The sequence below is a fragment of the Agrobacterium sp. 22-209-1 genome (genome assembly GCF_053522485.1).
In genome coordinates this window covers 135,910-160,683 of the sequence record NZ_JBNWCH010000002.1, presented here as the reverse complement: position 1 = coordinate 160,683, position 24,774 = coordinate 135,910, and the positions used below count along the sequence as shown (strand labels likewise).

At 60.0% G+C, this 24,774-nt stretch carries 18 protein-coding genes; 9 read left to right on the top strand and 9 right to left on the bottom strand.

Annotation, left to right across the window (positions count from 1 at the left end):
* Window positions 1-177 precede the first annotated feature (177 nt).
* The 4 genes from ACQZ48_RS05060 (at window position 178) to ACQZ48_RS05045 (ending at window position 4,533) form a co-directional block, all read left to right on the top strand.
* On the top strand, window positions 178-618 hold the full coding sequence (locus ACQZ48_RS05060) for an NUDIX hydrolase (RefSeq protein WP_269823307.1): 441 nt from the start codon (window positions 178-180) through the stop codon (window positions 616-618).
* Between the two features lie 162 nt (window positions 619-780).
* A complete protein-coding gene (locus tag ACQZ48_RS05055; RefSeq protein WP_077983331.1) occupies window positions 781-2,286 on the top strand; it encodes an inorganic phosphate transporter in 1,506 nt (501 codons plus the stop codon).
* Window positions 2,287-2,303: 17 nt separating this feature from the next.
* Window positions 2,304-3,041 carry a 16S rRNA (uracil(1498)-N(3))-methyltransferase gene (locus ACQZ48_RS05050; protein WP_448728636.1) on the top strand — a complete coding sequence of 246 codons (738 nt, stop codon included), beginning with the start codon at window positions 2,304-2,306 and terminating at the stop codon, window positions 3,039-3,041.
* A 118-nt stretch (window positions 3,042-3,159) separates the two neighbouring features.
* On the top strand, window positions 3,160-4,533 hold the full coding sequence (locus tag ACQZ48_RS05045) for a glutamate--cysteine ligase (protein WP_137409812.1): 1,374 nt from the start codon (window positions 3,160-3,162) through the stop codon (window positions 4,531-4,533).
* A gap of 159 nt (window positions 4,534-4,692) precedes the next feature.
* Here ACQZ48_RS05045 and ACQZ48_RS05040 read toward each other — a convergent pair whose 3' ends face one another.
* Window positions 4,693-4,986 (bottom strand): DUF1127 domain-containing protein, encoded by a 294-nt coding sequence (locus ACQZ48_RS05040; protein WP_077983333.1) that lies wholly within the window; start codon window positions 4,984-4,986, stop codon window positions 4,693-4,695.
* A 201-nt stretch (window positions 4,987-5,187) separates the two neighbouring features.
* On the opposite strand from ACQZ48_RS05040, the gene ACQZ48_RS05035 reads away from it, so the two are divergent.
* Window positions 5,188-6,138 carry a LysR substrate-binding domain-containing protein gene (locus tag ACQZ48_RS05035; protein ID WP_077983334.1) on the top strand — a complete coding sequence of 317 codons (951 nt, stop codon included), beginning with the start codon at window positions 5,188-5,190 and terminating at the stop codon, window positions 6,136-6,138.
* A 36-nt stretch (window positions 6,139-6,174) separates the two neighbouring features.
* On the opposite strand, the gene ACQZ48_RS05030 is transcribed toward ACQZ48_RS05035, so the two are convergent.
* A complete protein-coding gene (locus tag ACQZ48_RS05030; RefSeq protein ID WP_077983336.1) occupies window positions 6,175-8,613 on the bottom strand; it encodes a DUF1217 domain-containing protein in 2,439 nt (812 codons plus the stop codon).
* Window positions 8,614-8,980: 367 nt separating this feature from the next.
* Here ACQZ48_RS05030 and ACQZ48_RS05025 point away from each other — a divergent pair, with 367 nt between their 5' ends.
* Window positions 8,981-9,547 carry a DUF6101 family protein gene (locus ACQZ48_RS05025; protein ID WP_046800659.1) on the top strand — a complete coding sequence of 189 codons (567 nt, stop codon included), beginning with the start codon at window positions 8,981-8,983 and terminating at the stop codon, window positions 9,545-9,547.
* A 79-nt stretch (window positions 9,548-9,626) separates the two neighbouring features.
* On the opposite strand, the gene ubiA is transcribed toward ACQZ48_RS05025, so the two are convergent.
* The 4 genes from ubiA to ACQZ48_RS05005 all read right to left on the bottom strand — a co-directional run bounded on the left by ubiA (window position 9,627) and on the right by ACQZ48_RS05005 (window position 15,502).
* Entirely contained in the window at window positions 9,627-10,580 is a 954-nt protein-coding gene (gene ubiA / locus ACQZ48_RS05020) for a 4-hydroxybenzoate octaprenyltransferase (protein WP_191217042.1), read from the bottom strand.
* Window positions 10,581-10,697: 117 nt separating this feature from the next.
* Entirely contained in the window at window positions 10,698-11,498 is an 801-nt protein-coding gene (locus ACQZ48_RS05015) for a MipA/OmpV family protein (RefSeq protein ID WP_173988193.1), read from the bottom strand.
* A gap of 254 nt (window positions 11,499-11,752) precedes the next feature.
* A complete protein-coding gene (locus ACQZ48_RS05010; protein WP_191217043.1) occupies window positions 11,753-13,009 on the bottom strand; it encodes an SAM-dependent methyltransferase in 1,257 nt (418 codons plus the stop codon).
* Between the two features lie 168 nt (window positions 13,010-13,177).
* Window positions 13,178-15,502, bottom strand: a complete 2,325-nt coding sequence (locus ACQZ48_RS05005) for a Tex family protein (RefSeq protein ID WP_191217044.1) — start codon at window positions 15,500-15,502, stop codon at window positions 13,178-13,180.
* Window positions 15,503-15,703: 201 nt separating this feature from the next.
* Between ACQZ48_RS05005 and purD the strand changes: the two genes are divergently transcribed.
* The 3 genes from purD (at window position 15,704) to ACQZ48_RS04990 (ending at window position 19,793) form a co-directional block, all read left to right on the top strand.
* A complete protein-coding gene (gene purD, locus ACQZ48_RS05000) occupies window positions 15,704-16,975 on the top strand; it encodes a phosphoribosylamine--glycine ligase (RefSeq protein ID WP_191217045.1) in 1,272 nt (423 codons plus the stop codon).
* Between the two features lie 157 nt (window positions 16,976-17,132).
* Window positions 17,133-17,642, top strand: a complete 510-nt coding sequence (locus ACQZ48_RS04995; protein ID WP_191217046.1) for a plant virulence effector HPE1-like domain-containing protein — start codon at window positions 17,133-17,135, stop codon at window positions 17,640-17,642.
* A gap of 327 nt (window positions 17,643-17,969) precedes the next feature.
* On the top strand, window positions 17,970-19,793 hold the full coding sequence (locus ACQZ48_RS04990) for a methyl-accepting chemotaxis protein (RefSeq protein WP_191217047.1): 1,824 nt from the start codon (window positions 17,970-17,972) through the stop codon (window positions 19,791-19,793).
* Between the two features lie 57 nt (window positions 19,794-19,850).
* On the opposite strand, the gene ACQZ48_RS04985 is transcribed toward ACQZ48_RS04990, so the two are convergent.
* The 3 genes from ACQZ48_RS04985 to ACQZ48_RS04975 all read right to left on the bottom strand — a co-directional run bounded on the left by ACQZ48_RS04985 (window position 19,851) and on the right by ACQZ48_RS04975 (window position 24,767).
* Entirely contained in the window at window positions 19,851-20,345 is a 495-nt protein-coding gene (locus tag ACQZ48_RS04985; protein ID WP_142912794.1) for a 2-thiouracil desulfurase family protein, read from the bottom strand.
* Between the two features lie 232 nt (window positions 20,346-20,577).
* Entirely contained in the window at window positions 20,578-22,731 is a 2,154-nt protein-coding gene (glyS, locus tag ACQZ48_RS04980; RefSeq protein ID WP_448728635.1) for a glycine--tRNA ligase subunit beta, read from the bottom strand.
* Window positions 22,732-22,829: 98 nt separating this feature from the next.
* Window positions 22,830-24,767, bottom strand: coding sequence for a DUF2207 domain-containing protein (locus tag ACQZ48_RS04975; protein ID WP_448728634.1), 1,938 nt, complete (start codon window positions 24,765-24,767; stop codon window positions 22,830-22,832).
* Window positions 24,768-24,774: the final 7 nt, after the last annotated feature.

Here is a 24,774-nt window from a genome sequence, read left to right as displayed (position 1 = left end):
CTTCCGTATTTTTTCCGGGCCTGCAGGCTTCATCAGCATGAAGACAGTAGTGGGTTATGGGTGATGAGGGATTGGCGGAATTTACGGAGTATCTATATTAGCAATTATCATTAGCGGGCAAAGAAGGACCTATTCGGATTGAAGATTTTGAATCGATTGGCGACAGATGTTGGCTTGATGTTGCGCAGACCGCCGCGACAGCAATATGCGGCGCTGTGCTATCGATTGTCCAAGAAGAATCCGGGACCGGAAGTGTTGCTGCTGACCAGCCGGGATACGGGACGTTGGGTCATTCCCAAGGGCTGGCCTATGGCCAACAAGAAGGCCCATGCCGTGGCCGAGCAGGAAGCCTATGAGGAAGCCGGCGTCAAAGGCACGGTGGAAAAGGCGCCTTTCGGTTATTACGAATACGAGAAAAAGCTGAACAGCGGCGTCAATGTGCCGTGCAGGGTTCAGGTGCATCTGCTCGAAGTCTCGGAGATGCAGGAAAGCTTTCCCGAGAAGGAATCGAGGCGGCTGGAATGGGTCAGCCCCCAGGAGGCGGGAAAACGTGTCAACGAGCCGGAACTGAAAGCACTGATGCTCGCTTTCGACAAGCGGATGGCGCATTCGAAATAGTGCGACCGCCCTTGACATGGCAATGAGCAGTTTGGTTTTCCAACCTGGCCTTTATCGTCTTTCCTTTTGGAAAGATGTGCGAGATGTAACAGTCTTTCTGTAAAATTGCCTTCAACCTGCGACGCTGCCGGACGAAAGGGAATGCTGGCAAACGAGGTGTGAATGGCAATCAAGCCGCCATTGAACATGAAACAAACGCTCGATAAGGATCTCGACAAGATTACCCGTGTCGAGGAAGCGACGCTGCACGTCACGCAGCAGCTCGCCGGCCTTGGCGCAGGGTTCATGTTCGTTGTTCTGGCGGCCATCTTCGCCGGCGTCTTCGTCACCGGCACCGCGGGTTCGGTCATAATTATCGCCGCCGTCGCCATCGGCGCGTATATGGCGATCAACATCGGTGCGAACGACGTTACGAACAATGTCGGCCCGGCGGTGGGCGCCAAGGCCATGCCGCTTGCCGCCGCCCTCATCATCGCCGCCATCTGCGAGATTGCCGGGGCGCTGATAACCGGCGGCAACGTCGTCGAGACCATTTCCAGCGGCATCATCAACATCGGCACCATTCCCGACAGGACCGCCTTTTCATGGGCCATGCTCTCGGCGCTTCTCGCCGCCGGCCTTCTCGTCAATGTCTCGACATGGACAAGGGCGCCGATTTCCACCACCCATACGGTGGTGGGCGGGGTTGCGGGCGCTGGAATGGCGGCCTATGGAGCGAAGGCGGTCGACTGGCTTTCGCTCGGCAGCATCGCCTTCGCATGGGTGCTGGCACCCTTCATCAGCGCCATCATCGCCGTCGCCATCCTTGCTTTCATCAAGGAATTCATCATTTACCGCGAGGACAAGCTCGCCGCCGCCCGGCTGTGGGTGCCGGTTCTCATCGGTTTGATGGCGGGCGTCTTCATGGCCTACCTCATCTGGGTCGGATTGCGGCAGCTGATGCATGTGTCGCTTGGCCATGCCAGCCTCATGGGGCTTGTGACCGGGCTCGTGGTCTGGCGGCTCTGCGTGCCGATCATCCGAAAACAATCGGAGGGATTGGAAAACCGCAACCAGTCGCTTCGGACGCTGTTCCAGTGGCCGCTGGTTCTCGCCGCCGGCCTGATGTCCTTCGCTCATGGGGCGAATGACGTATCGAACGCCATCGGTCCGGTCGTGGCCATCGTGCGGGCCCTGCATGACGAGGCGGTGCAGACATCCGCCCGTGCGCCGCTATGGGTAATGCTGGTTGGCGCCTTCGGGCTTTCCTGCGGCATTCTTCTTTATGGCCCGCGCCTCATCCGCCTCGTCGGCGAGCAGATCACCAAGCTCAATCCGATGCGCGCCTTCTGCGTTTCCGTGGCCACGGCGCTCACCGTGCTCATTGCCTCGCGCTTCGGTCTGCCGGTCAGCACCACCCACACGGCAATCGGCGCGGTGTTCGGCGTTGGTTTCTTCCGCGAATGGTACACGCAATCGTCGCGGCGGCGACAGGAACTTGTTCAGGCTGGTGACGGTAGGCCCCGCCGATCCGAAAGATATGTCGACAATCCTTCCGAGATACGCCGCCGTTATCTCGTCCGCCGCTCCCACTTCATGACGATCATCGCCGCCTGGCTGGTCACCGTTCCTTCCAGTGCAACGCTTGCGGCGCTGCTCTACTGGCTCATGTCCTCTCTCTTTCTCTGAACCTGAAACAGAACCCCATGCGCGCAAATTTCCGGATGCAACGCCTTTATATCGAAGCCAGCCTTGCCGAAGGCGTCGCGCAGGAGGCAACAGCCGAACAATTCAACTATCTCGCCAATGTGCTGCGCATGGCCGACGGTGCGGAAATCCTTTTGTTCAACGGTCGCGACGGCGAATGGAAAGCGAAACTCGCGTTTCCGAGCCGCAAGAAGATCGTTCTCGTCCCCATCGAGCAGACACGGCCCCAGCCGAACGCCCCGGACCTGCATTATCTTTTCGCGCCGCTGAAAACCGGGCGCATGGATTATCTGGTGCAGAAGGCGGTGGAGATGGGCGCCGGGCTGTTGCAGCCGGTGATGACGCAGCATGTTCAGGGCAAGATCCACAATACCGAAAAACTGCGCGCCAACGCTATCGAAGCCGCCGAGCAGTGCGGCATACTGTCCCTGCCCGAGGTAGCCGAGCCGGTGAAACTGAAGGACATGCTCGAGACCTGGCCCCACGACCGGCGCATCGTCTATTGCGACGAAGGCGATGCGGGGCAAAATCCGCTGCCGATCCTGCAAGCCGTGACTGAGCGCAAACTTGCCCTGCTGGTCGGTCCGGAAGGCGGATTTTCCGAGGAAGAAAGGGAGCTTCTGCGCGGCCTTGCCTTCATTACCCCCATTCCGCTCGGGCCGCGCATCCTGAGGGCCGATACGGCCGCCGTCGCCGCGCTCGCGGTCATTCAGGCGGCGATCGGCGACTGGAATTGAACGGCCCCGTTGCGCTTCATGCATCTTTAAAAGAAATTCATTTGCCAGCGGATACGATCCGGCCCTATCTGCCAATCATATGCCTCGCCGCAACAGAGACGTCATAACAAGGTAAGCCATGGCACGCGACACGACCGACCAGACCCCCCTCTCCTCCGTCAAGGAGCTTACAGACTATCTGGCGGGCGGTTGCAAAGCTGAAGCCGACTTCCGCATCGGCACCGAGCACGAAAAATTCGCGTTTTTCCGAGAGGATAACAGTCCCGTCCCCTATTTTGGCGAGGCCAGCATTTCCGCGCTCTTGAAGGGCATGCAGGAAAAGCTCGGCTGGGAGCCGATCATGGACGGCGGGAACATCATCGGCCTTGGCGAGCAGCACGGCATGGGCGCCATCTCCATCGAGCCGGGCGGCCAGTTCGAACTATCGGGCGCGCCGCTCGAAAACCTGCACCAGACGTGCAAGGAATCCAACCAGCATCTGGCGATGCTGCGCGAAGTAGCCGAGCCCATGGGCATCCGTTTCCTCGGCATCGGCGGCAGCCCGCTGTGGAGCTACGACGAAACGCCGCGTATGCCGAAATCGCGCTACGCGATCATGACGCGCTATATGCCCAAGGTCGGGACCAAGGGTCTCGACATGATGTACCGCACCTGTACGATCCAGGTGAACCTCGACTTCTCCTCCGAAGCGGACATGCGCCGGAAGATGCGCGTTTCCATGAAGCTGCAATCGCTGGCAACCGCGCTTTTCGCCTCGTCGCCCTTTACCGAGGGCAAGCCGAACGGTCTTCTTTCCTGGCGCGGCGATATCTGGCGCGACACCGACAATCGCCGCGCGGGCGTGCTGCCCTTCACCTTCAACGATGATTTCGGCTTCAAGGATTATGTCGAATGGGCGCTTGATGTGCCGATGTATTTCATCGTGCGCGACGGCAAATATCACGATTGCACCCATGTCACCTTCCGTCAGTTCATGAACGGGGCTCTGAAGGGCGAAATCGCCGCATGGGAGCCGACCATGGGCGACTGGACGAACCACCTCTCCACGCTTTTCCCCGATGTCCGCCTGAAGCGTTTCCTCGAAATGCGCGGTGCGGATGGCGGCCCGTGGAGACGCATCTGCGCCCTTCCCGCTTTCTGGGTCGGTCTTCTTTACGATGACGAGGCGTTGACCGCTGCCGATGCGCTGACCGCCGGCTGGAGCTTCGATGAGGTGATCGCGCTTCGCAACGCTGTGCCGGCCAAGGGGCTCAATGCCGAGATTTCCGGCAAGCCGCTTCTCGGCATTGCCCGCGAGGTTCTCGACATTTCCCGCACCGGCCTCAAAAACCGCAAGCGGCTGAATGGCGAAGGTCAGGACGAGACCGTGTTCCTCTCGTCGCTGGACGAGGTGCTGGCCAAGAAGACCACGCTCGCGGAAGACCTGCTTGCGCTTTATCACGGCCGCTGGGGCGGCTCGGTGCTACCCGTCTTCGAAGAATATCAATATTGAGGTATTGGTGCTGAAGCTGCACCACAATTAAAAAAGCCCGGCGCGGCCGAGGGGGCCTGACACCGGGCAAAGGCAGGGCTATTGGCAAATCACCCTGCGGGGAAAACCTTGCGGCTGGAAGCCACGTCCGGCAGCTGGAGGTCTGCCGGAGGCGGAATTTCAAAGCGTCTTGAAGCGCGTGACCGCACGTTTGCGCGCGGCCCGGGTGAGATGTGCCGTCGGATCTTCCAACAGGCCGGTATTGAGAGCATCGCTGACATCCGACCGCGCCAGACCGATATCGGCAAGAAGACGGTCATCAAGTTCCGTGAGACCATTGGCCACGATACGATTGTAGATGCGCTGCACGAAGGTTTTAACGCCGGAAACACCCAGCACAGCGGCGCGACGCCAGGCGTCCCCCGGCCGTGCGGTTACAAGTTCCAGTTCCATTCTCCGTTCTGCCGTGCGCATGATACTTATCCTTTCGTAACGGCACGAGGCGGCACCGCCCCCGACGCACCACGCGCGAGAAGCTGCCTTGGGTTAGGGCCCGACATCCCGTCGGCCCGGGTTGATCCTGATTTGCTTGGTGTCAAAATGTCGCAAGACTATTGATCAGTCCAACGAATGTTTCTAATGTGAGACATCAATCATTCTGATGGATCACTATCCATGTCCGCACCTCTCGACATAGACCAGCTGCATACCTTCATCGCCATCGTCGATACGGGCAGCTTTACCAAAGCCGCTGACCGCGTTTTCAAGACGCAATCCGCTGTCTCCATGCAGATGCGGCGGCTGGAAGAGCGCATCGGCAAACAGCTTTTCGCCAAGGACGGGCGTGGCAACCGTCTGACGGCGGAGGGTGAAAAACTGATGAATTACGCCCGGCGTATCATCCGTCTGAATAATGAGGCGATCGCCGCCTTCGACGACAACCGGCTGGAAGGCACGCTGCGCATCGGCACCCCTGATGATTACGCCGACCGCTACATGCCTGAAATCATCGGGCGCTTCGCAAAGACCCACCCGAATGTCGAGCTTTATATTGTCTGCGAACCCTCAGCCAGCCTTGCCGAAAAAATGAACCGCGGCGATCTCGATATCGCGCTTGTTACCCATAATCCGCGCGCCCGCTCCTCCGATGTGGTGCGCACCGAACCGCTCTGCTGGGTCGCCTCCGCCAACCACCCGCTGAAGGACGATGCACCCGTGCCGCTCGCCGTCGGGCGGCGCGACTGCCACTGGCGTCAGCTTGCCTGTTCGGCGCTCGATGCCGATGGGCGGGACTATCAGGTGCTGTTCACGAGCTGGTCCTCGACCGTCGTCGCCGCCGCCGTGCTGGCCGGCATGGCCGTCTCGGTCCTGCCTGAATCGGCGCTGCGCACCGGCATGAAGGTTCTGACCGCCGCCGACGGTTTCCCGCCCCTGCCGCCAGTGCAGATCGGCCTGATGAAAAGGCCGGGCCTCTCACCGTCACTGGTGAATGCCATTACAGACCACATCACAGCCTGCCTCGACAACATCTCACCGATGGCCGTGGTTGACGAGATGGATAGCGACGTGAAGACGTTCCCCAAGATGCCGCGCCTGCGCGCCGGGCATATGCTGCCGGGATGGTGACTCTCTTGAAGGCCGGGCAAACCCGGCCTTTCTCACCTACCGTGCTCGCAACGTTGCGACCGCCAGCAGCGTGTCGCCGCTGATACCCGCCGAGCCGCTGCCGTTGAACAGCGTCATGATGGGATCGGCGACGTTCTGCTGGTTGTCGTACATGATGGTGAAGCGGGCGATCAGCTTCTTGACCTTATCCGGATCCTGAAAATCCTTGATGTCGAAATATTTCTTCATCATCGCCACCTGGGTATCGACGCCCGCATTGCCGAGTTCATCGGGAATGCCGAAGGTGGTCTTGATGAAGTTCTGGATCGCAGTATCGGCAAGGATCGAATAATAGGACGTCGTCCCCGCCGCCATGCGCTTGAAATAGAGCGCCAGTCGCACACCGGCGTTTTCTTCACCCGCCTGCGTTTCCAGCGTCTGGGTCAGATAATTGTCGAGCGTTTCATAAAGTCCGCGCCGTGTCTGGATCAGGCTGCGGTCTTCATGAAGGAGTTTGCCCTCCTTGTCGAAATTGAATGCGGTGACGAGGCGGCGGAAGACCGGGTCCATCTCCTTGTTGACGTAGCTGTTCTTGTCATCGAGGTCAGACGTGAAGATTTTCTGCAGCTGTTCCTTGGTCACGCTTTTGGGATCGATACCGAGCGATTCCATCGCGAATTTGGTCAGGCGATCATTGGCGAGGAATTCACTCAGCGTCTTGATCTTCTGCATCTCACCCGAGAAATATTTTGCCTCGGTCGTTGCCGCTTCCTTGTCCTTGTCGGTGCCGAAAGCCGATTTCTTCTTGATGTAGTCGGCTGACATGGTCTGCAGCTCAATTTCGGACTGCGCCAGAATGGGTGTGCCGACCGAACCGTCCTTGGCGAAGTTGAAGAGTTCGGCAAGCTTTACATACCGGTCGTCCTTCAGCGTATAAACGTAGCTCTTCTTGTCCTGAAGGTCGCTGGTCAGCACCTTCTTGATATCGGAGATGTTCACCTTGGCAGGATCGAGACCGACGGCTTTCAGCGCATAGGTATAGACGGCATTGGTTCCAAGAAAATCATTGACGCTTCTAACATTGCCAATACTGCTCTTGAACAGCGTGAGCGCCTTTGCGTCAGCTGCCTCGTCCGCATCGTTGTAATGTGTCATGTAACCGCCGGTGGTCGTCGCGGTCTGTGTTGTTGTCTGCGGCGTCGCGCCGGCCGCGAGCGTCCCATCGGGGAGAAAATTGAATGCGTTTTTCAGGGCGAGGTAACGTTTGTCGTTCCTGCCCAGGGTCGCGATGTAATTGTTCGGATCGCTGAGATCGCTGGTGAGGATGTTCTTGATCGTCGCTGGCACGATGGTCAGGTCGTTCAGGTCGAAGGCCGTTCTGATGTAATTGAGAAGCCGCGCATCCGACACCAGTTCCTCTACCGTCGTGATGGACCCAATCTTGGATTCGAAATAATCCCGATTCAGCGTCGCGACGGTCGGGGTCACGCGCGGCGCGCTGCCGATATAAGAGTCCGTGACGGCTTTCAGATTTTCGGCTGTCATTGCCCCGCCGGCGACGACCGTACCGTCATTCCCGAATTCGAAGGCATTGGCCAGTTGCGCCATCTTGTTATATTGGTTGACGGTGTTCGACAGCGTCGTCTGTTCCGCCTTGATTGCCGCGAGCTTTGCCTCCCACTGATCCTGCGGCGGCAGAACGGCCTCCAGCTGGGTCAGCTGGTCCTGACGCGTCACCTTCTCCGCCTCGAGTTTGGAGCGCTCATCAGCCGTCAGGCCGGTCCCGGCAAGTTCGGTATCGATTGCCGTGATACGCGCGGTGACCTGCCCGTGCAGTTCGATATTGCCCTTCATCGCCAGCTTTTCGACCGCGTCATTATAGGCCGCGCCGAATTTCTGGTTGATGTAGCTGTCCGGATCGGAAACGTCGCTCGTCATCAAGCCCTTGATGTGGGCATAGGAATAGGTCTTCTCATCAATGCCGAAGACCTGGAAGATATAGGCGCGGGTGCGGTCGTTGCGAAGCAGCTGATCGGCATTGGTGACCGTGCCGATGATTGCCTTGTAATAACGCGTCTCTTCCGCAAGGCTGTCGTTCAGATTGGTGATCGACGTATCATAAAGCCCGATCATCTTGTCGAGCTGCGCGTCCGTCTGCACGGTCTTCGTCGAAGAGCTGAAATTGAAGGCGGCGGCAAATTCCCGATAACGCTCGTCGGTCAGCTTGTTCGCGAAGCTGTTCTGATCATTCAGGTCACTATCGAGCACCTTTTTCATGAAGGCCTTGGCATAGGTCATCTCGCCGAGACCAAAGGCATCCATGGCATAGGAATAGAGCTGGTAATTATCGAGGAACTCATCGACGCTTTTCACATTGCCGATGTTTTCCTTGTAATATTTCGTCTGCCGCTCCACGAGTCCCTGCTGCGACACGCGCGAAATACTCGTCTTCATATCGCGGTTGATGAGGTCGTAGCTGAGAAAAGTCGATACCATCCGAATGCCCCCTGGAGCGCAGTGCATCCCTTAGGGCACCAAAAGCTCCGGTTTTAAATCCACCCCTCGCGCGTCCCATCCGGGCGCACGGCAAGCCTTGGCGCGACTATGCGTGACGCGCCTTGCCCGTAGCTTGAAAGAGCACATTTTCGGCGGGCATAAAAATCGCATTGTCTCGATCTCCTTTACCTACGCGAAACCATGCCACAGTGGGTTTTGCTAACCATCTGGGAATGCAAAGTTTTCTTAACCGCGATTTTTAAGCAGTCTCGAACAGGCGGCGGATAATCTCCTGACATCAGAGGATGAAAAGTCCCGATGAGAAGACCGGAAACCGGCTCTCAGGTAAAACAAGGGTAGATTAAACATGACCAAGACCGTTCTGAAGCCCGACTGGGCCGTCGCCACTCTCAGGTTAGACCCGGCACGTTTTCCGCAACAGGTCACCTATGGAAAAGGCAATGGCGCGACCGATGTTGCCGTCACTCTCGATGAACGGGGCGCCGTTCTGAGAAAGGTTCTCTCCTCTTCCGGCCTGCCTTTGTCCTTCGCTTTGCCAGCCCGCGCCTTCAAGGGTGTCGCCGCCCGCGCTATCGACCATGGCGATGGACAGGTCACCGTGACGCTGGAACTTCACCATGACGATCCGGACCTCTGCGTTCCGCTTCTCGTCGCCCACGATCTCTGCGACATCGCCGCCGACTGGCGCAGCTGGTCCGAGGCCTACCGCATTCCCATGCTGATGGTGGAGGCCGATGGCGTTGCCCGTCCGTTGGAAGAACATCTCGGCAAGGTGCGCACCCAGAATACCCGTCCGCGGCGCCGCCATTCCTATTTCGCGGATCGCCGTCCGCGCTTCCTCGTTCGCCGCTCCACCGGTTCGCTGGGCATGAGCATGAAGATCGAGGGCAAGGAAATCATCGCCCGCAGCTGATAAAAGTCAGCAAAAACAAATCAAAAGCCCGGCGCGCACAATGCGGCCGGGCTTTTTGGCGTCTTCCATTCCGGTGATTTCAGGCAAGCAGAAGCGGCAGGATGAGACCCGCGAAAATCATCACACCGACGCGGTTGTTGGATTTGAACAGCACCAAGCATTGGTCGACGTCGTCGATATCGAGCACCCAGACCTGCCGGAACAGCATGATGGCCGCAGCGGCGAGGCCGCTATAGGCAATGATGTTAACGCCCGCCATCCAGAAGGACAGGAAAATCATGACAAGGGTTGTGCCATAAAGGAAAACCAGCCAGCGATGTGTGTTTTCTCCAAACAGCAGGGCAGTCGAACCGATGCCCACGGCCGTGTCGTCTTCCTTGTCCTGATGGGCGTAGATTGTATCATAACCGATCGTCCAGGCGATCGCGCCGACATAAAGCAGGACAGGCGGCCAGGCGAGTGAAGCGAACTGCCCGGCCCAACCCATGAGCGCGCCCCAGGAAAAGGCCAGCCCGAGGAAAAATTGCGGCCAGTGGGTGAAGCGCTTGGCGAAAGGATAGATTGCCACGAAGACCAGCGAAGCTATGCCGGTGACGATCGCGAAGCCGTTGAACTGCAAAAGCACGACAAGGCCGGCGAGCGCCTGCAGTACGATGAAGAGCTTGGCCTGCCCGCGGCTCACCCTGCCCGATGGCAGCGGCCGCGACCGGGTCCGGGCCACGGCCATGTCGATCTTGTGGTCGGCAAGATCATTATAGGTGCAGCCCGCGCCGCGCATCGCCACCGATCCAATGAAAAACAGCACTAAGTGCCAGATCAGCGTTTCCCAGGAAAAGCCGCCCGTCGCCACCGCCGCATTGGCCGCGAGGGCTGCGGCCCAGAAACACGGCCACATCAGCAATTGCCAGCCAATGGGACGATCCCACCGGGCCAATTGCGCATAGGGCCAGAGAGCCCTCGGCAAAATCCGATAGACCCAGTTGTTGGATGGCGCGTCGGAAACGCGGTCTGACAAATCGCTGTGGTGAACCATGGGATGGTTCTACAGCATTGGCAAAAAAATCGGAATGGATTTCAGCATCGGCCCCGCATGCGAAAAAGCCCCGCTGCGGCTTGGCAACGGGGCTTTGCATGACCTTATCGTCGCCCCTCAGGGCAGCGAGAAATTGAATTTGTAGCTGGCCTGAACACCGACGATGAACTGGTTCTTCGAACCGCGTTCGCGCACCAGCGAACTGTCGGCGGCGTCACCGGTCAGGCGGCGATATTCCGCAAACGAACCGACTTCGGCGTTTTCGGTGACCTTCCAGGTGATGGCTGCGCCAACGCCGGCCGAATGCAAGCCGCCCCCGGGGCTGTAGGGCGATGGCGCGCCGGCAGCCGTCTGGGCTGCGCTTACGCCGTAATAACGCTCATTATATTTGCTGCTCACCCATGTCGCACGCGGACCGGCGGAAATCTGGATGCCGGGGGCGATGTCGGTGAAGGCATCGACGGCAACGTCTCCGACAACGCCGCTATGGCTGCGAATACCCTGACGGACTTCGCCGCGAACGCGCAGCCAGTCGGTCGGATAGGCCTCGGCGAAACCGCCAAGCTCGCCGCCGCGCTTGATGCGGGTCATGCCCTTAAGATCGGACGAGTCGCCCTCGTCGCGCGGGGACACCAGCTTTCCAGCAAGACCCATGCTGATCGGGCCATTATCCAGAAGCGAAATCGAGGCGCTGTCGTTGCGCGAGGTGAAACGCGCGCCCTGGCCCTGACGGCCGAGCGAAATGATGGGCGAAAAGCCGAATTCATTCTTGTTATCGCCCTGATATTTCGGCGCGGTGAAACCGGCTCCGCCGAGTTTCAGATACCAGTCACCGGAAAACCATCCATCGGCATGGGCGTTACCCACGGCAAAAAGCGACACGACACAGGCGGCAATGGCCGCTGACGGCTTGAACATGAAACAACCCCAGAAACGCAATACAGACAGGTGTCCGTAGAATTAGAGGGATTGTCTTTCCATTCCATTAACCAGCGCGGGTTGAAATTCGACTCCTGCGGAGGGTGGCGACACGACCTCAAACACCACCGCCGTCATGCTCGGGCCTGTCCCGAGCATCTGCAACCGAAGGACTTTACGCAACGTGGATAGATCCTCGGGACAAGCCCGAGGATGACGCCGCGTGTGCGGAAACGTTCGTCACTCGGCCGTGGTCAGAATGTCACCTTCTCCAGCGGCGTGCGCGTCTTCTCGAATTCCAGCAGCTTCGCTTCGTTCTGCGCAATGTAGTCGCGACTATGCGGCACGGCATCGCGATCCTTGGCGATCTGGATCTGGAAAATGTGGAAATTTTCATGGGTAAAGGCCATTTCCGACCCCGCCAGATAAAACTCCCACATGCGGAAGAAGCGTTCGTCATAAAGCGCCACCGCTTCGGCCCTGCGCGCCACGAAACGCTCGCGCCAGTGGCGAAGCGTATGGGCGTAATGCATGGGCAGGATTTCGATATCCTTCACCAGCAGCCGCGATTTTTCGATGGCCGGCAGCACCTCGGCAAGCGAGGGAATATAACCGCCGGGGAAAATATACTTTTCGATGAAGGGATTGGTCGCCAGCGCCGGATAGGGCTGGCCGATGGAATGCAGCACCATCACGCCCTTGTCGTCCAGCACCTCCGCCACCTTGTCGAAATAATCGCGATAATGGGTCGGCCCGACATGTTCGAACATGCCGACGGAGACGATGCGATCGTATTTTTTCGAAGCCGGCAGGTAGCGATAGTCCTGCAATTCGAAACGGACATTTGCCTCAAGGCCGCGTTTGGCGGCGCGGTCGCGGGAAACGCGCAGCTGTTCTTCGCTGAGCGTAATGCCGGTTACATCCGCACTGGCGCTTTCGGCAATATACATCGCCATGCCGCCCCAGCCGGAGCCGATTTCCAACACGCTCTGGCCCGGCTCGGTCATCAGCTTGGCGGCTATGTGCCGTTTTTTCGCGACCTGCGCTTCATAGAGACTGATGCCGGGCGGATTGAAATAGGCGCAGGAATATTGCCAGTCCTCATCGAGGAAGAGATCGAACAGCTTGGCGCTCAGATCGTAATGATGGGCGACGTTGCTCTTGTTGTGGTTGACCGGCAGATGCATCTTGATGCGGGCGGCGATGATGCGCGCCATACCACGCCAGATCATGCCGAAGGAGAGCGCCTCGCTCAGCGTATTGCCTTTGACCAGCGCCAGAAAATCGTAAATGTCGCCTTCCGCGACCTTCGCCCGGCCTTCCATATACATTTCAGCGAGCTTGAGCGCCGGATCGGCGGCAATCTCCTGCATGGCCGCTTCGTCGGTGAAGTTCAGAACCACCTTTTTTCCCGTGCCATTGCCGAAAGTGCGGCTGCCGCCCGGGCTGTTGACGGTGAGATCACCGATCTTGATTATCTTTTCGAGAAGAACATGCAGAGACGACGCCATGGCACCCCCAATTGCTAAGTCTCACTTATCAATTTCGCTGACCGTATTCCTTTCAGCACAAGTTGCAAGATAGTCTTATTTCAAAAAAATTGAACGATTTCATCAAGCAAAAAGCCCCGCCGGACACTACCGCGGGGCTTTTTGGTCAAAAAACATTTCAACCGGAGGTCAGCGTCGCTTCATGGCTTCGGCAAGGGCAGCGGCGAGAGCGCCACCGGATTGCGACCCTTCGTTGCGCTCTTTCGGTTTTGCTGTGGCATGGCGCATGGCGCCCGCATTGTTCTTTTCACGCATCGGCTGCGGCGCGGCCTCACCGCCGTCCTTCCGCATGGTCAGCCCGATGCGCTTGCGCTTCACATCCACTTCCACGACTCGCACCTTAACGACATCGCCCGCCTTGACGACCTCATGCGGGTCTTTCACGAAACGGTCGGCGAGCTGCGAGACATGCACCAGGCCATCCTGATGCACGCCGATATCCACGAACGCACCGAAGGCGGCGACATTGGTAACGGTGCCTTCCAGAAGCATGCCGGGCTTCAGGTCGGTGATCTCGTCCACGCCATCGGCAAAGGTCGCGGTCTTGAAGCTCGGGCGCGGGTCGCGGCCGGGTTTTTCCAGTTCGGCGATGATGTCTTTGACGGTCGGCAGGCCGAATTGCTCGTCGATGAAGCGCTTGGGGTCAAGCGCCTTCAGCGCGGCACTGTCACCCATCAGCGAACGCAGATCACGGCCGCAGGCAGCAACGATCTTCTTTGCCACGCCATAGGCTTCCGGGTGCACCGATGAGGCATCCAGCGGCTCTTTGCCGTTCGGGATGCGCAGGAAGCCGGCGCATTGTTCGAAGGTGCGCTGGCCAAGGCGCGGCACTTTCAGCAAATCCTTACGGCTGGCGAAAGGACCGGTCTGATCGCGATGGGCAACGATGGCATCGGCAATCGAGCTGCCAAGGCCCGATACCCGTGCCAGAAGCGGCGACGAGGCCGTGTTGAGATCGACGCCGACGGCATTCACCGCATCTTCCACCACAGCATCGAGCGAGCGGCTGAGGCGGCCCTGATCGACATCGTGCTGGTACTGACCGACGCCGATGGATTTCGGCTCGATCTTCACCAGTTCCGCCAGCGGATCCTGAAGACGCCGGGCGATGGAGACGGCACCGCGTAGCGAAACGTCGAGATTGGGGAATTCGGCGGCCGCCCGTTCCGAAGCGGAATAGACAGACGCGCCGGCTTCCGAGACGATGACCTTGGTAGGCTTGGCGCCCGAAGCGGAAGCGGGCAGCTGTGCCAAAAGGTCAGCAACCAGCTTTTCCGTCTCGCGGCTACCCGTGCCGTTGCCGATGGCGATCAGCTCGACATTGTGTTTGCGGATGAGCAAGGCAAGTTCGGCCTGCGCGCCGCGCACGTCGTTCTTTGGCTGGAAGGGATAAACCGTGCTGGTATCCAGCAGCTTGCCGGTGCCATCGACCACGGCCACCTTGACGCCGGTGCGGATGCCGGGATCGAGGCCCATGGTGGCGCGGGAGCCGGCGGGAGCGGCCAACAGCAGATCTTTCAGGTTACGGGCGAAGACATTGATCGCCTCTTCTTCCGCCCTCTCGCGCAACTCGCGCATCAGATCGAGCGACAGCGACATGGAAAGCTTCACGCGCCAGGTCCAACCCGCCACGTCCATCAGCCATTGATCGGCAGGTCCGGCATTGCGGATATCGAAAGCGGCAGCAATGGTGCGCTGCGACGGCTTCACCGGCGAGGGATCATCCGCATCGACATCGATCGTCAGTGTGAGAATTTCCTCGTTCCAGCCGCGCAGCATGGCCAGCGCCCGGTGGCCCGGCACCGTTGCCCAGCGTTCGGAATGGTCGAAATAATCGGAGAACTTCTCGCCCGCCGCCTGCTTGCCATCCACGACCCTGGCGCGGAAGGTGGCGTTCTGGCGCATGTAATCGCGCAGGCGGCCAAGAAGATCGGCGTTTTCCGTCATGGTTTCGGCAACGATATCGCGCGCGCCCTCAAGTGCGGCCTTCACATCGGCCACCTCGCCCTGCACATAGGCTTCCGCCAGCTTCGCCGGATCGGCCGCACGGTTTTCCCAGATGGCTTCGGCGAGTGGACCGAGGCCACGTTCGCGGGCGATTTCGGCACGGGTGCGGCGCTTCGGCTTATAGGGCAGGTAGAGGTCTTCCAGCTCCGCCTTGGTGCCGGCCTGCATGATCTTGAGCATCAGCTCATCGGTCATCTTGCCCTGACCGGTGATGGACTCCACGATGGAGCCGCGGCGTGCATTCAATTCGCGCAGATAGACAAGGCGTTCCGCGAGTGTACGCAGTTGGGTGTCATCGAGGCCTCCGGTCACTTCCTTGCGGTAACGGGCGATGAAGGGAACGGTCGCGCCCTCGTCCAGCAAGGCCACCGCAGCCTTCACCTGATCGGGGCGGGCGTTGATTTCGGAGGCGATGAGCGTGGCGAGGCGGGCATTGTCTGCGGTCATGAGGTTCTCTGATGTCACATCTGGAGCGGCGAACATAATGTCTGATTGTGGCGTGACAACAAGAGGCGGCAACGATTCCACAGGAAAGGCTGAGTTCAAGGGAAAGACAGGCATTGACGGCGCTTTCTCCTTGACCTTTCGCCCCCCTGCCCTTAACGCCCGTGCCACAAGGTTACTGGCGAATTTGCAGGGGTGTTGACCATGAAAGTTCTGTTGATCGGTTCCGGCGGACGCGAACATGCGCTGGCGTGGAAAATCGCCCAATCTCCCCTGCTCGATGCGCTTTATGCCGCCCCCGGTAATCCCGGCATTGCCGACCACGCAACGCTGGTAACGCTGAACGTGGAAGACCACGCGGCCGTCATCGCCTTTGCGAAAGAAAAGGCAATCGACTTCGTCGTCGTCGGCCCGGAAGCACCGCTGGTGGCGGGTCTTGCGGATGATCTGCGCGCCGCCGGCATCGCTACTTTCGGCCCCTCGAAAGCCGCCGCCCAGCTGGAGGGATCCAAGGGCTTCACCAAGGATCTCTGCGCGCGCTACGATATTCCGACCGGCGCTTACCAGCGTTTCAAGACCGCTGAACCGGCCAAGGACTATGTTCGTCAACAGGGCGCGCCCATCGTCATAAAGGCCGACGGGCTTGCCGCCGGCAAGGGCGTGACCGTGGCCATGACGGAAGCGGAAGCGCTTGCCGCGATTGACGACTGTTTCGACGGCGCTTTCGGCGCGGCTGGCGCCGAGGTTGTGGTGGAAGCTTTCCTCGACGGTGAGGAAGCGAGCTTCTTTTGCCTGTCCGACGGCAAGACCGCGTTGGCGCTCGCCACCGCGCAGGATCACAAGCGCGTCGGCGATGGCGATACCGGTCCGAATACCGGCGGCATGGGCGCTTATTCCCCCGCCCCTGTCATGACACCTGATATGGTGGAGCGCACCATGAAGGAGATCATCGAGCCGACGATCTCGGGCATGGCCAAGGATGGCAATCCCTTCTCCGGCGTGTTCTTCGCCGGGTTGATGATTACCGCCAAGGGTCCGGAACTGATCGAATATAACGTCCGTTTCGGCGACCCCGAATGCCAGGTGCTGATGATGCGCCTGAAAAGCGATCTGCTGCCGATCCTCTATGCCACCGCCACCGGCACGCTGGACAAGGTTGAGGCCGAATGGCACGACGATGCGGCGCTAACCGTCGTCCTCGCCTCGAAGGGCTATCCCGGCGCTTACGACAAGAACACGCCGATCACCCATATTCCCGAGGCCAGCGAAGAGGCGAAGGTGTTCCATGCCGGAACCGCGCTGAAGGATGGCGGGCTGGTGGCCACGGGTGGACGCGTACTGAACGTCACCGCCCTTGGAAAGACCGTGACGGAAGCGCAGGCCCGCGCCTATGCGCTGGCGGAGAAGGTGGAGTGGGAAAACGGCTTTTGCCGCCGCGATATCGGCTGGCAGGCCGTCGCGCGCGAAAAGACCTGATCCTTAAGGCAAACTGGATTGGACACGAATATTTCGTTCAATTTTTACCAAGTTTACTGACCCGATGGAAACGAAACATCGGTAATGCTTGCCGGAACATTGAATGGCGCACTGTGTCTCGACCACGAGGCCGCGCCGTCATTTCGGGGGTTTTTCGATGCGTCGTCTTTTTCTGACAGCTGTTATCGCGCTGACCGGCGGGTCGGCGATGGCGTCTTCCATCGAATATATAAACGGCGTGCATGTGGCCAATGGCAGCTTCATTCGTCGCGATTGCGCGGGCTGCAAACCCATGAAGGCAAAAGCCGTGGCGCAAGGTTATGCCGTTCCCTCCATTGAGCCGGGCACGCAGCACACGGAAATGCGCGAAGTCGACGGCAAGCGCACCCTGGTGCGCACCGAAGCCTGGCTTGGCGGCGCGCCCGTCACCTTCGTCAGCACCAATCCGGCATGGATGGCGGAAACCTCCAGCACGGCGATTGCGACCTATGACGAGGCCGAGCCCGCGGCACATCCGGTTGAGACGGTTTCGACACCGGCCGGTATCGACGTGACGACGACCACGGCAGCCGTCAAGGAACTTTCCACCGCAAATGCAGCCGAGCCGGCCAACGCCTCGGTAATCGGCGCGCCCCAGTTCCCGGATTTCAAATTGCGCGGCAACTGACCGGCCGATGACGCTTGATGATGACGAATGTCAAGTAATCGCGTCATCGCTGCATTCCCAAAAAGACGCTGCAACCATGCGGAGAATGTTGCTTTCTCCGCCGCTTATTCTGCGCACGAAGCCTCATAAAGCCTTCGCTAATTAAATATTTATTCAAATTTTTAGCCGCTAAGTGATTTTATAGTGCGATGCAGCACAGGATGAGGCCACGGCGCGGATACGCGCTTTCGGCCCTTTTTATCGCGCATCATGCGCCTCTCCCCTCTCCGAAACATCGGTACCGCGCGGCATTTTCAGGCGCGCGATTCCAAACGCTTGTGAGCGCCCATGAAGAACCTTTCCATTTCCCGTCAACTGATCGTTCTCGTGTTGGCCCTGATGGCCGCCTTCGCCGTGGCGACGTTTTACCAGCTGAAATCCGCCACCGATGCTATCTATGAGGAACGCTACGGCATGCTGCGGACGCAGGTGCAATCGGCCATTTCCATCCTGCAATCCTTCCACGACAAGGAAAAGGCCGGAACACTTTCGCGCGACGAAGCCATGAAACAGGCTTACGCCACCGTCAGCGCCATGCGCTTCACGCCGGACGGCTATCTGTTCGGTTACGACTATGACGTGACGATGAAGTTCCACCCCGATGCCAAGCGCGTCGGCGAAAACTTCAAGGGCAAGCCTGACAGCAAGGGTTTCGCCTATCGTGACGAACTGGTGCGGCTTGGCCGCAATGGCGGCGGGCAGACAGATTTTTACGGTCCGAAGCCCGGCATGGAAGGCAATGACTACGCCAAGAGCGCCTATGCGCTTGCCTTCGACCCCTGGCAGGTAGTGGTCGTGACAGGCGTTTACATCGACGACCTGAACGCACAAGTGCGCGGCGATGTGATGAAGGCGCTGTCCATGGGCGTCGCCATATTCGTGCTGGCGCTTGCCGCCGCCTTCTATGTCATCCGTGGCATTTCGAAGCCGCTTGGCGATATTCACCGGGCGCTCGGGGAAGTGGCCAATGAGAACGTTTCGCTCGCCATTCCCCATACCGGCCTGACAAACGAAGTGGGCATGATGGCCAAGGCCACCGCCTCGCTTCAGGACAAGGTGCGCGAGCGCCATGCCATGCAGCGCCGTGAGGAAGAACAGCAGCGGCAGCTCAATGCCGAGCGCCAAAACAATCTCGACATGCAGCGCGACGAGGCGGAACTGCAGGCGCGCGTCGTCACCACCATTGGCGAGGCGCTGGAGAAGCTCGCCGGCGGCGATCTGACCGTACGTTGCGGCGATCTCGGCAACCGTTACGCGGCGTTACGCGACAATTTCAACGAGGCCCTGATCCATCTCGATGCCGCCATGGCCAAAGTGAACTCCAAGAGCATCGACATCGGCGGCTCCAAGGAGGAAATCCGCAAGGCCTCTAACGAGCTTTCGCAGCGCACCGAACGGCAGGCAGCAAATCTGGAAGAAACCTCGGCCGCTCTTGATGAATTGACGGTTGCGGTGCGCCAGACGGCGGAAGGGGCGGCCGACGCCGCCAAGCGCGTCACCACCGTCAGCTCCGAAGCCATCCGCAGCGACCGGGTGGTGGAAGAAGCGATCACGGCGATGAGCGGTATCGAACAGTCATCCGATCAGATCTCCAACATCATCGGCGTGATCGACGACATCGCTTTCCAGACCAATCTTCTGGCGCTGAATGCCGGTGTGGAAGCGGCACGCGCCGGTGAGGCCGGCAAGGGCTTTGCCGTGGTGGCGCAGGAAGTGCGCGAACTGGCGCAGAAATCCGCCGCCGCCGCCAAGGAGATCAAGGACCAGATCGCCCGCTCTTCCGCCCAGGTGGAAAACGGCGTGCGCCTTGTTGGCGAGGCCGGCGACGCGCTGAAACGTATCTCCGACCAGATCAAATCCGCAAACGAGATCGTCAGCAAGATCGCCCATTCGGCCGCCGAACAGGATACGACGCTGCGCTCGATCTCCTCGTCGCTCAACCAGCTCGATGTCGCCACCCAGCACAATGCAGCAATGGCGGAGGAGACCACGGCTTCGGCGGAAGCGCTGGCCGTCGACACCGAGGAACTGTTGAACCTCATCCGCGGCTTCCGCGTCTCTTCCGGCCACCAACTGCATGGGATGGCAGAGCGGATGCGCATGGCGGGGTGATTGGCCCGAGAGCTATTGATGAAAACGGCGCCGGGGGGAACTCCGGCGCTCTTTATTTCAATGGCTCAGCGCATCCAGCCGGTCGATATCGGCCGGGGAAAAGACCGCAATACCGGCTTTTTCGAGCAGCGCCGCCGTCACGCCATTGCCCGCATGTTTGACGCCCGAAAACGAACCGTCGTAGATCGCAACCGATCCGCAGGACGGACTGCCGTCGATCAGCAGCGCGTAAGTACAGCCATTGGCCCTGGCGAAGGCCAGCGCCCTTTCCGCACCGGCGATAAATTGCGCCGTGACATCGCCGCCGGTCACCTCCAGCACGCGGGCGCGACCCTCCAGCACATCGAGGCCGGAGGCACCGTTCTCGATTTCCGCCGGCGGGCGCGGCACGGGCATGCCGCCCGCCATTTCCGGACAGATGGTCACCAGCCTGCCCTCCTTCCGCCAGCGTTCGATTGTCGGGTGGGACAGAGGTTTGCCTTTGCCGTCATAGCGGACGGGTTGGCCGAGGAGGCAGGCGCTGATGAGGATTTTGGGAGGCGTGTGGGTCAATGGGAACTCATCCTGCGGCAGTCGAGACCGTGGATTACCCCCCTCTGCCCTGCCGGGCATCTCCCCCTCAAGGGGGGAGATCGGCGAGAGGCATGCTCCCCGCTCTTCCCGAAACGTTCAATGTGGCTAAGAGGTCGCGACTGGTCGATCTCCCCCCTTGAGGGGGAGATGCCCGGCAGGGCAGAGGGGGGTGAAACCCAGCATTCTGCAATGCCCGTTTACCCCCACGTTCTCACCCGGTAATCTTCGAGAAATCCGCAACCGTACCAGTGGCCTCGCGGATAGCCTTCAGCAGCGCCAGACGGTTAGCGCGGATGGCCGCATCTTCATCGTTGACGAGCACATCCTCGAAAAACTTGTCGACGGGCGCGCGAAGCGTCGAAAGCGCCTGCATGGCCGAGCGAAAATCCTCGCCTTCGACGGCCTTTGCGGCATCCGCAGAAGCGGTCTTGATCGCCGCGTAAAGCGCTTTTTCAGCATCGAGCTTCAAGAGCTCTTCCGAGACGCCATCGGCCACCACGGTGTCCTTCTTTTCCTCGGCGGCGAGAAGCTGCGTGGCGCGCTTGGCACCTGCCAGAAGGTTCCTGCCATCTTCACCGGTAATAAAGGCGGTGAGCGCCTCGACACGGCGGGCGATCATCAGGAGATCATCGGATTCGGGTGTGAGGACGGCGTCGATCAGATCGTAACGGGCGCCGAGGTCGCGCAGATAGACCTTGAGGCGGTCGTGGAAGAACGAGAGAAGGTCCGGGTCCTTCGCAACGCTCAGCAGCGGCAGGCGCACGTTCTTCTCAAGCAGAATACGCACCACGCCCAGCGCCGCACGGCGCAGGGCGAAGGGGTCCTTCGAACCGGTCGGCTTTTCATCGATGGCCCAGAAACCGACGAGCGTGTCGAGCTTGTCGGCGAGAGCAATCGTGATCGCCACCTTGTCGGCCGGCAGGCGATCCGATGGGCCTTGCGGCTTGTAGTGGTCTTCGATGGCGGCGGCCACACTTTCGTTTTCGCCCTGCAAGGTCGCGTATTTGCGGCCCATCAGGCCCTGAAGCTCGGGGAATTCGCCGACGGCTTCAGTGCGCAGGTCGGCTTTCGCCAGCACCACGGCGCGGTCCACCAGATCGGCATCGGCACCGACGACTGGAGCCAGCGCCTTGGCAAGTTCGCGAATGCGAGCCACACGCTCGCCCTGCGTGCCGAGTTTAGCGTGGAAAGTGACGTTGAGCGCATCGAGCTTTGCCATGCGCTGGTCGAGCGGCTTCTTCAGATCGAGGTCGAATTTCGCAGCCGAATCCTTGAGCGTTTCCAGATCGGGCAGATCGCCCTGGTCACGGTTCCAGAAATGGCGGGCATCCGACAGGCGGGCGCGAACGACCTTGCCATTGCCATGGATGATTTCCTTACCGCCGTCGCTCGCCTCGATGTTCGAGATCAGAATGAAGCGGTTGGAAAGCCCCTCTTCCGCACCCTGATTGCGGGTGACGAAACACTTCTGGTTGGTCTTGATGGTGAGGCGAATGATTTCCGCCGGGATTTGCAGGTAATCCTCTTCGAAGGTGCCCATCAGCACCTGCGGCCATTCGACGAGGCCGGAGACTTCTTCGAGCAGGCCCTCGTCTTCCACCAGCTCAAGACCGTTGGCGAACGCCAGATCTTTGGCGTCGTGCAGGATGATGTCCTTGCGGCGCTCGGCATCCAGCACGACCTTCGCCTTTTCGAGGCTCGAGACATAGTCCTCGAAACGGCGCACGGTGATGGGACCCGGTGCGTGGAACCGATGGCCATAGGTGACGTTGCCGGCGACGATGCCGTCGATGGCGAAAGGGATGACCTGGGTTTCGTCATGTTCGGGGCCGAACAGGCAGACGATCGATTGCAGCGGGCGCACCCAGCGCAGGCTCTCCGAGCCCTTGCCTTCAATGCCGGCATAGCTTGAGCCCTTCGGCATGGAGGCCGGGCCGGAGCGCATGGATTTCGGCCAGGGGAAGGAGCGGATGATACCGGGCATAACCTCGGCGATGATCTCTTCCGCCGGCCGGCCGGGGTTGTTGATGATGGCGACATAGAAATCGCCCTTCTTCGGATCGGAAACGACCTGAGCCTGCGAAATATCATTGAGGCCGGCGCCGCGCAGAAAGCCCTCGATGGCCTTTTCATTGGCGTCGGTGCGCGGTCCCTTCTTTTCCTCGCGCACATCGGCGGAGCGGGCGTTGAGGCCGCGAATATCCAGCGTCAGGCGGCGCGGCGTCCAATATTCGCGCGCACCCTCATAGGTCAGCCCTCTCTCCACAAGCGCGTCAGTGACGAGTTTCTTCAGATCGCCCGCCGCCTTGCGCTGCATGCGGGCGGGGATTTCCTCGGAGCGAAGTTCAAGCAGAAGATCGGGCATGGGATAAGGACTTTAATCTGTTGCAAAAGAGTGTCGCGGACTTAGCAAGACCAGCGGCAAAAGTCACCAGCTATCGGTTAAATTAGCGCCAGCGGACGTTACCAGCCGCCGCCGCCACCGCCACCGCCGCCGGAGCCAGAAAAACCGCCGCCGCCACCGCCCGAAAAGCTGGAGCCGGAAGAGCTGACGGGCTGGGGAATGGTGGAGGCGATGGTATTGGCCATGGACGTCGAAAAGCCGCCGATCCTGTCGCCAAAACTGCCGTAATTGCTACCCGCATACCAGCCGGGCGCATAACTTGCGGCAGCGGCCCCGGCAGCGGCGGTCGCAAGCCAGGCCTCGAAGGTGCGGCTCCACGGTTTTTCGACGCCGAGCGCCACCGCATAGGGCAGCAATGTCTCGAAATGCTGCGGCGACATGGCGGGCGCGCCGGCCATGTTCATCCGGTCTTTTTCCGCCAGCGTCAGATAGGTTCTGAGACCTTCGATACCGTCCATCAGCTTGCGGCCGAGCGGCGTCGGCGCGCCCATCAGGAACAGGAACAGCGCATTGGTGAGCACGATGCCGCCGATGGCGGCCAGCGCCAGCGACTTGGTGTCATGGGTGACATCCAGCAGGATTTGCGTGGCGATGCCGCCAATGGCTGAAAAGGCCACGAAACCGGCAAAGGCCAGCATGACGATGCCGCCGATCCGCTTGCGCAGCGGGGCGCCGCGCGAGAACTGACGGCCGATGCCGATCGACAGGATGCTGAAGAAGAAGGCGAAAAAGCCGAAGACCAGCACGGCGGCAATGGCGCTTTCATCCAGATCGCCGAAGATCAACGTCGCGACGATGAGGGCGATGCTGAGGAAGATGCCGAAGACGGTGTAACCGGCATTGCTGCGGTAATATTTGCCGCGATGCTCTTTCTCTATCGCCGCGCGGAACTGTTTTCCGACCTTTTCCACCTCCGCCCCATGGGCCTTGTCGATGGTCAGCGCCTTCCCAGAACCGCCGATGGAGGCAAGCAGCGTTTTCTGCCCGCTCGGCAGATCGGCAGCGGTTGCCTTTTCCGTGCGGCGGATGACGATGGAGTTCTTCAGATCCTCCAGAACGACATAACCCTTGACCGCAAGATCAAGTGCCGAGGCGGAAAGCGCTGTCCAGCCTGCGCCGGAAAAACCCCTGTTATCAACGTAATTGACCAGAGCCGGCGAAAGCCCCTCCGGCGCATCCCAGCGCGGCACGACTACGCCCTTGGCCGGATCACGGCCGACCGCGAACCATGCTCGCAGATAATAGAGCAGCACTGCGAAAAGCCCGCCGCCCGAAAGCAGGATGGCAAGATTGTCACGTAGCCACCAACCTGCCTCCTGGGAGGCGTCCGGGGCGGCAATGGCGCCCTTGGGCAACTTCACGGCAACTGTCATGCCCTCGCCCACTGAAAACGGGCGGGTGGAGGCGAAAAACACCTCGTTGCCTTCGCTCAAAATGCGCGCATCCTTGCCTTTGGCACCGAGTGGACCGGTGAAAACGGCAGTGTCGGTGGCCTTTACACCCTGCGGCAGCGTGATGGTCGCGGAAATTTCGCCCATCGGGAATTGCCAGCCATTGCCGGTGACGTTCCAGGTCAGCTCGTCATAATCGCTGAAATAGCGGATCTGCCGGGCGGTGGTGTAGGTGATCTGGAAGATATGTTCGCCGGTCGGCAGAAAACGGTCGGCGCTGCCGGTATAGATGCGGATGCCGCCATCGATATTTTCGGTGCGCCAGTTCTCCGGCGCGCCATCGCGCTCCACCGAAACGACGTTGAAATCCACCTTGGTGCGGCGGTTATTCGCATCCATCGCATAAAGCGGGAAATCGCGGAAGATGCCGCGCTTAATGTTTCGTCCTTCGGCACGGGCGGTGATGGTTTCCGTCACCGTCAGTTCGCCACTCTTCGCAACCTCGACGACGGAATGATAGGAGCGGATGAATTCCTCCGCAAAGGCCGGGAAGGCCGCGCCCAGGAAGACGAACAGCGCGAGAAGTCTTGCGGCGGTGGTCTTCACGAGCGAT

Bases quoted from the DNA above. Each gene is read 5' to 3' on its own strand.
- ACQZ48_RS05050 (WP_448728636.1), top strand. From the start codon at position 2,304: ATGCGCGCAAATTTCCGGATGCAACGCCTTTATATCGAAGCCAGCCTT.
- ACQZ48_RS05030 (WP_077983336.1), bottom strand. From the start codon at position 8,613: ATGGTATCGACTTTTCTCAGCTACGACCTCATCAACCGCGATATGAAG.
- ACQZ48_RS05035 (WP_077983334.1), top strand. From the start codon at position 5,188: ATGTCCGCACCTCTCGACATAGACCAGCTGCATACCTTCATCGCCATC.
- purD (WP_191217045.1), top strand. From the start codon at position 15,704: ATGAAAGTTCTGTTGATCGGTTCCGGCGGACGCGAACATGCGCTGGCG.
- ACQZ48_RS05005 (WP_191217044.1), bottom strand. From the start codon at position 15,502: ATGACCGCAGACAATGCCCGCCTCGCCACGCTCATCGCCTCCGAAATC.
- ACQZ48_RS05040 (WP_077983333.1), bottom strand. From the start codon at position 4,986: ATGCGCACGGCAGAACGGAGAATGGAACTGGAACTTGTAACCGCACGG.
- ubiA (WP_191217042.1), bottom strand. From the start codon at position 10,580: ATGGTTCACCACAGCGATTTGTCAGACCGCGTTTCCGACGCGCCATCC.
- ACQZ48_RS05015 (WP_173988193.1), bottom strand. From the start codon at position 11,498: ATGTTCAAGCCGTCAGCGGCCATTGCCGCCTGTGTCGTGTCGCTTTTT.
- ACQZ48_RS05025 (WP_046800659.1), top strand. From the start codon at position 8,981: ATGACCAAGACCGTTCTGAAGCCCGACTGGGCCGTCGCCACTCTCAGG.
- ACQZ48_RS05060 (WP_269823307.1), top strand. From the start codon at position 178: ATGTTGCGCAGACCGCCGCGACAGCAATATGCGGCGCTGTGCTATCGA.
- ACQZ48_RS04990 (WP_191217047.1), top strand. From the start codon at position 17,970: ATGAAGAACCTTTCCATTTCCCGTCAACTGATCGTTCTCGTGTTGGCC.
- glyS (WP_448728635.1), bottom strand. From the start codon at position 22,731: ATGCCCGATCTTCTGCTTGAACTTCGCTCCGAGGAAATCCCCGCCCGC.
- ACQZ48_RS04995 (WP_191217046.1), top strand. From the start codon at position 17,133: ATGCGTCGTCTTTTTCTGACAGCTGTTATCGCGCTGACCGGCGGGTCG.
- ACQZ48_RS05055 (WP_077983331.1), top strand. From the start codon at position 781: ATGGCAATCAAGCCGCCATTGAACATGAAACAAACGCTCGATAAGGAT.
- ACQZ48_RS05045 (WP_137409812.1), top strand. From the start codon at position 3,160: ATGGCACGCGACACGACCGACCAGACCCCCCTCTCCTCCGTCAAGGAG.
- ACQZ48_RS05010 (WP_191217043.1), bottom strand. From the start codon at position 13,009: ATGGCGTCGTCTCTGCATGTTCTTCTCGAAAAGATAATCAAGATCGGT.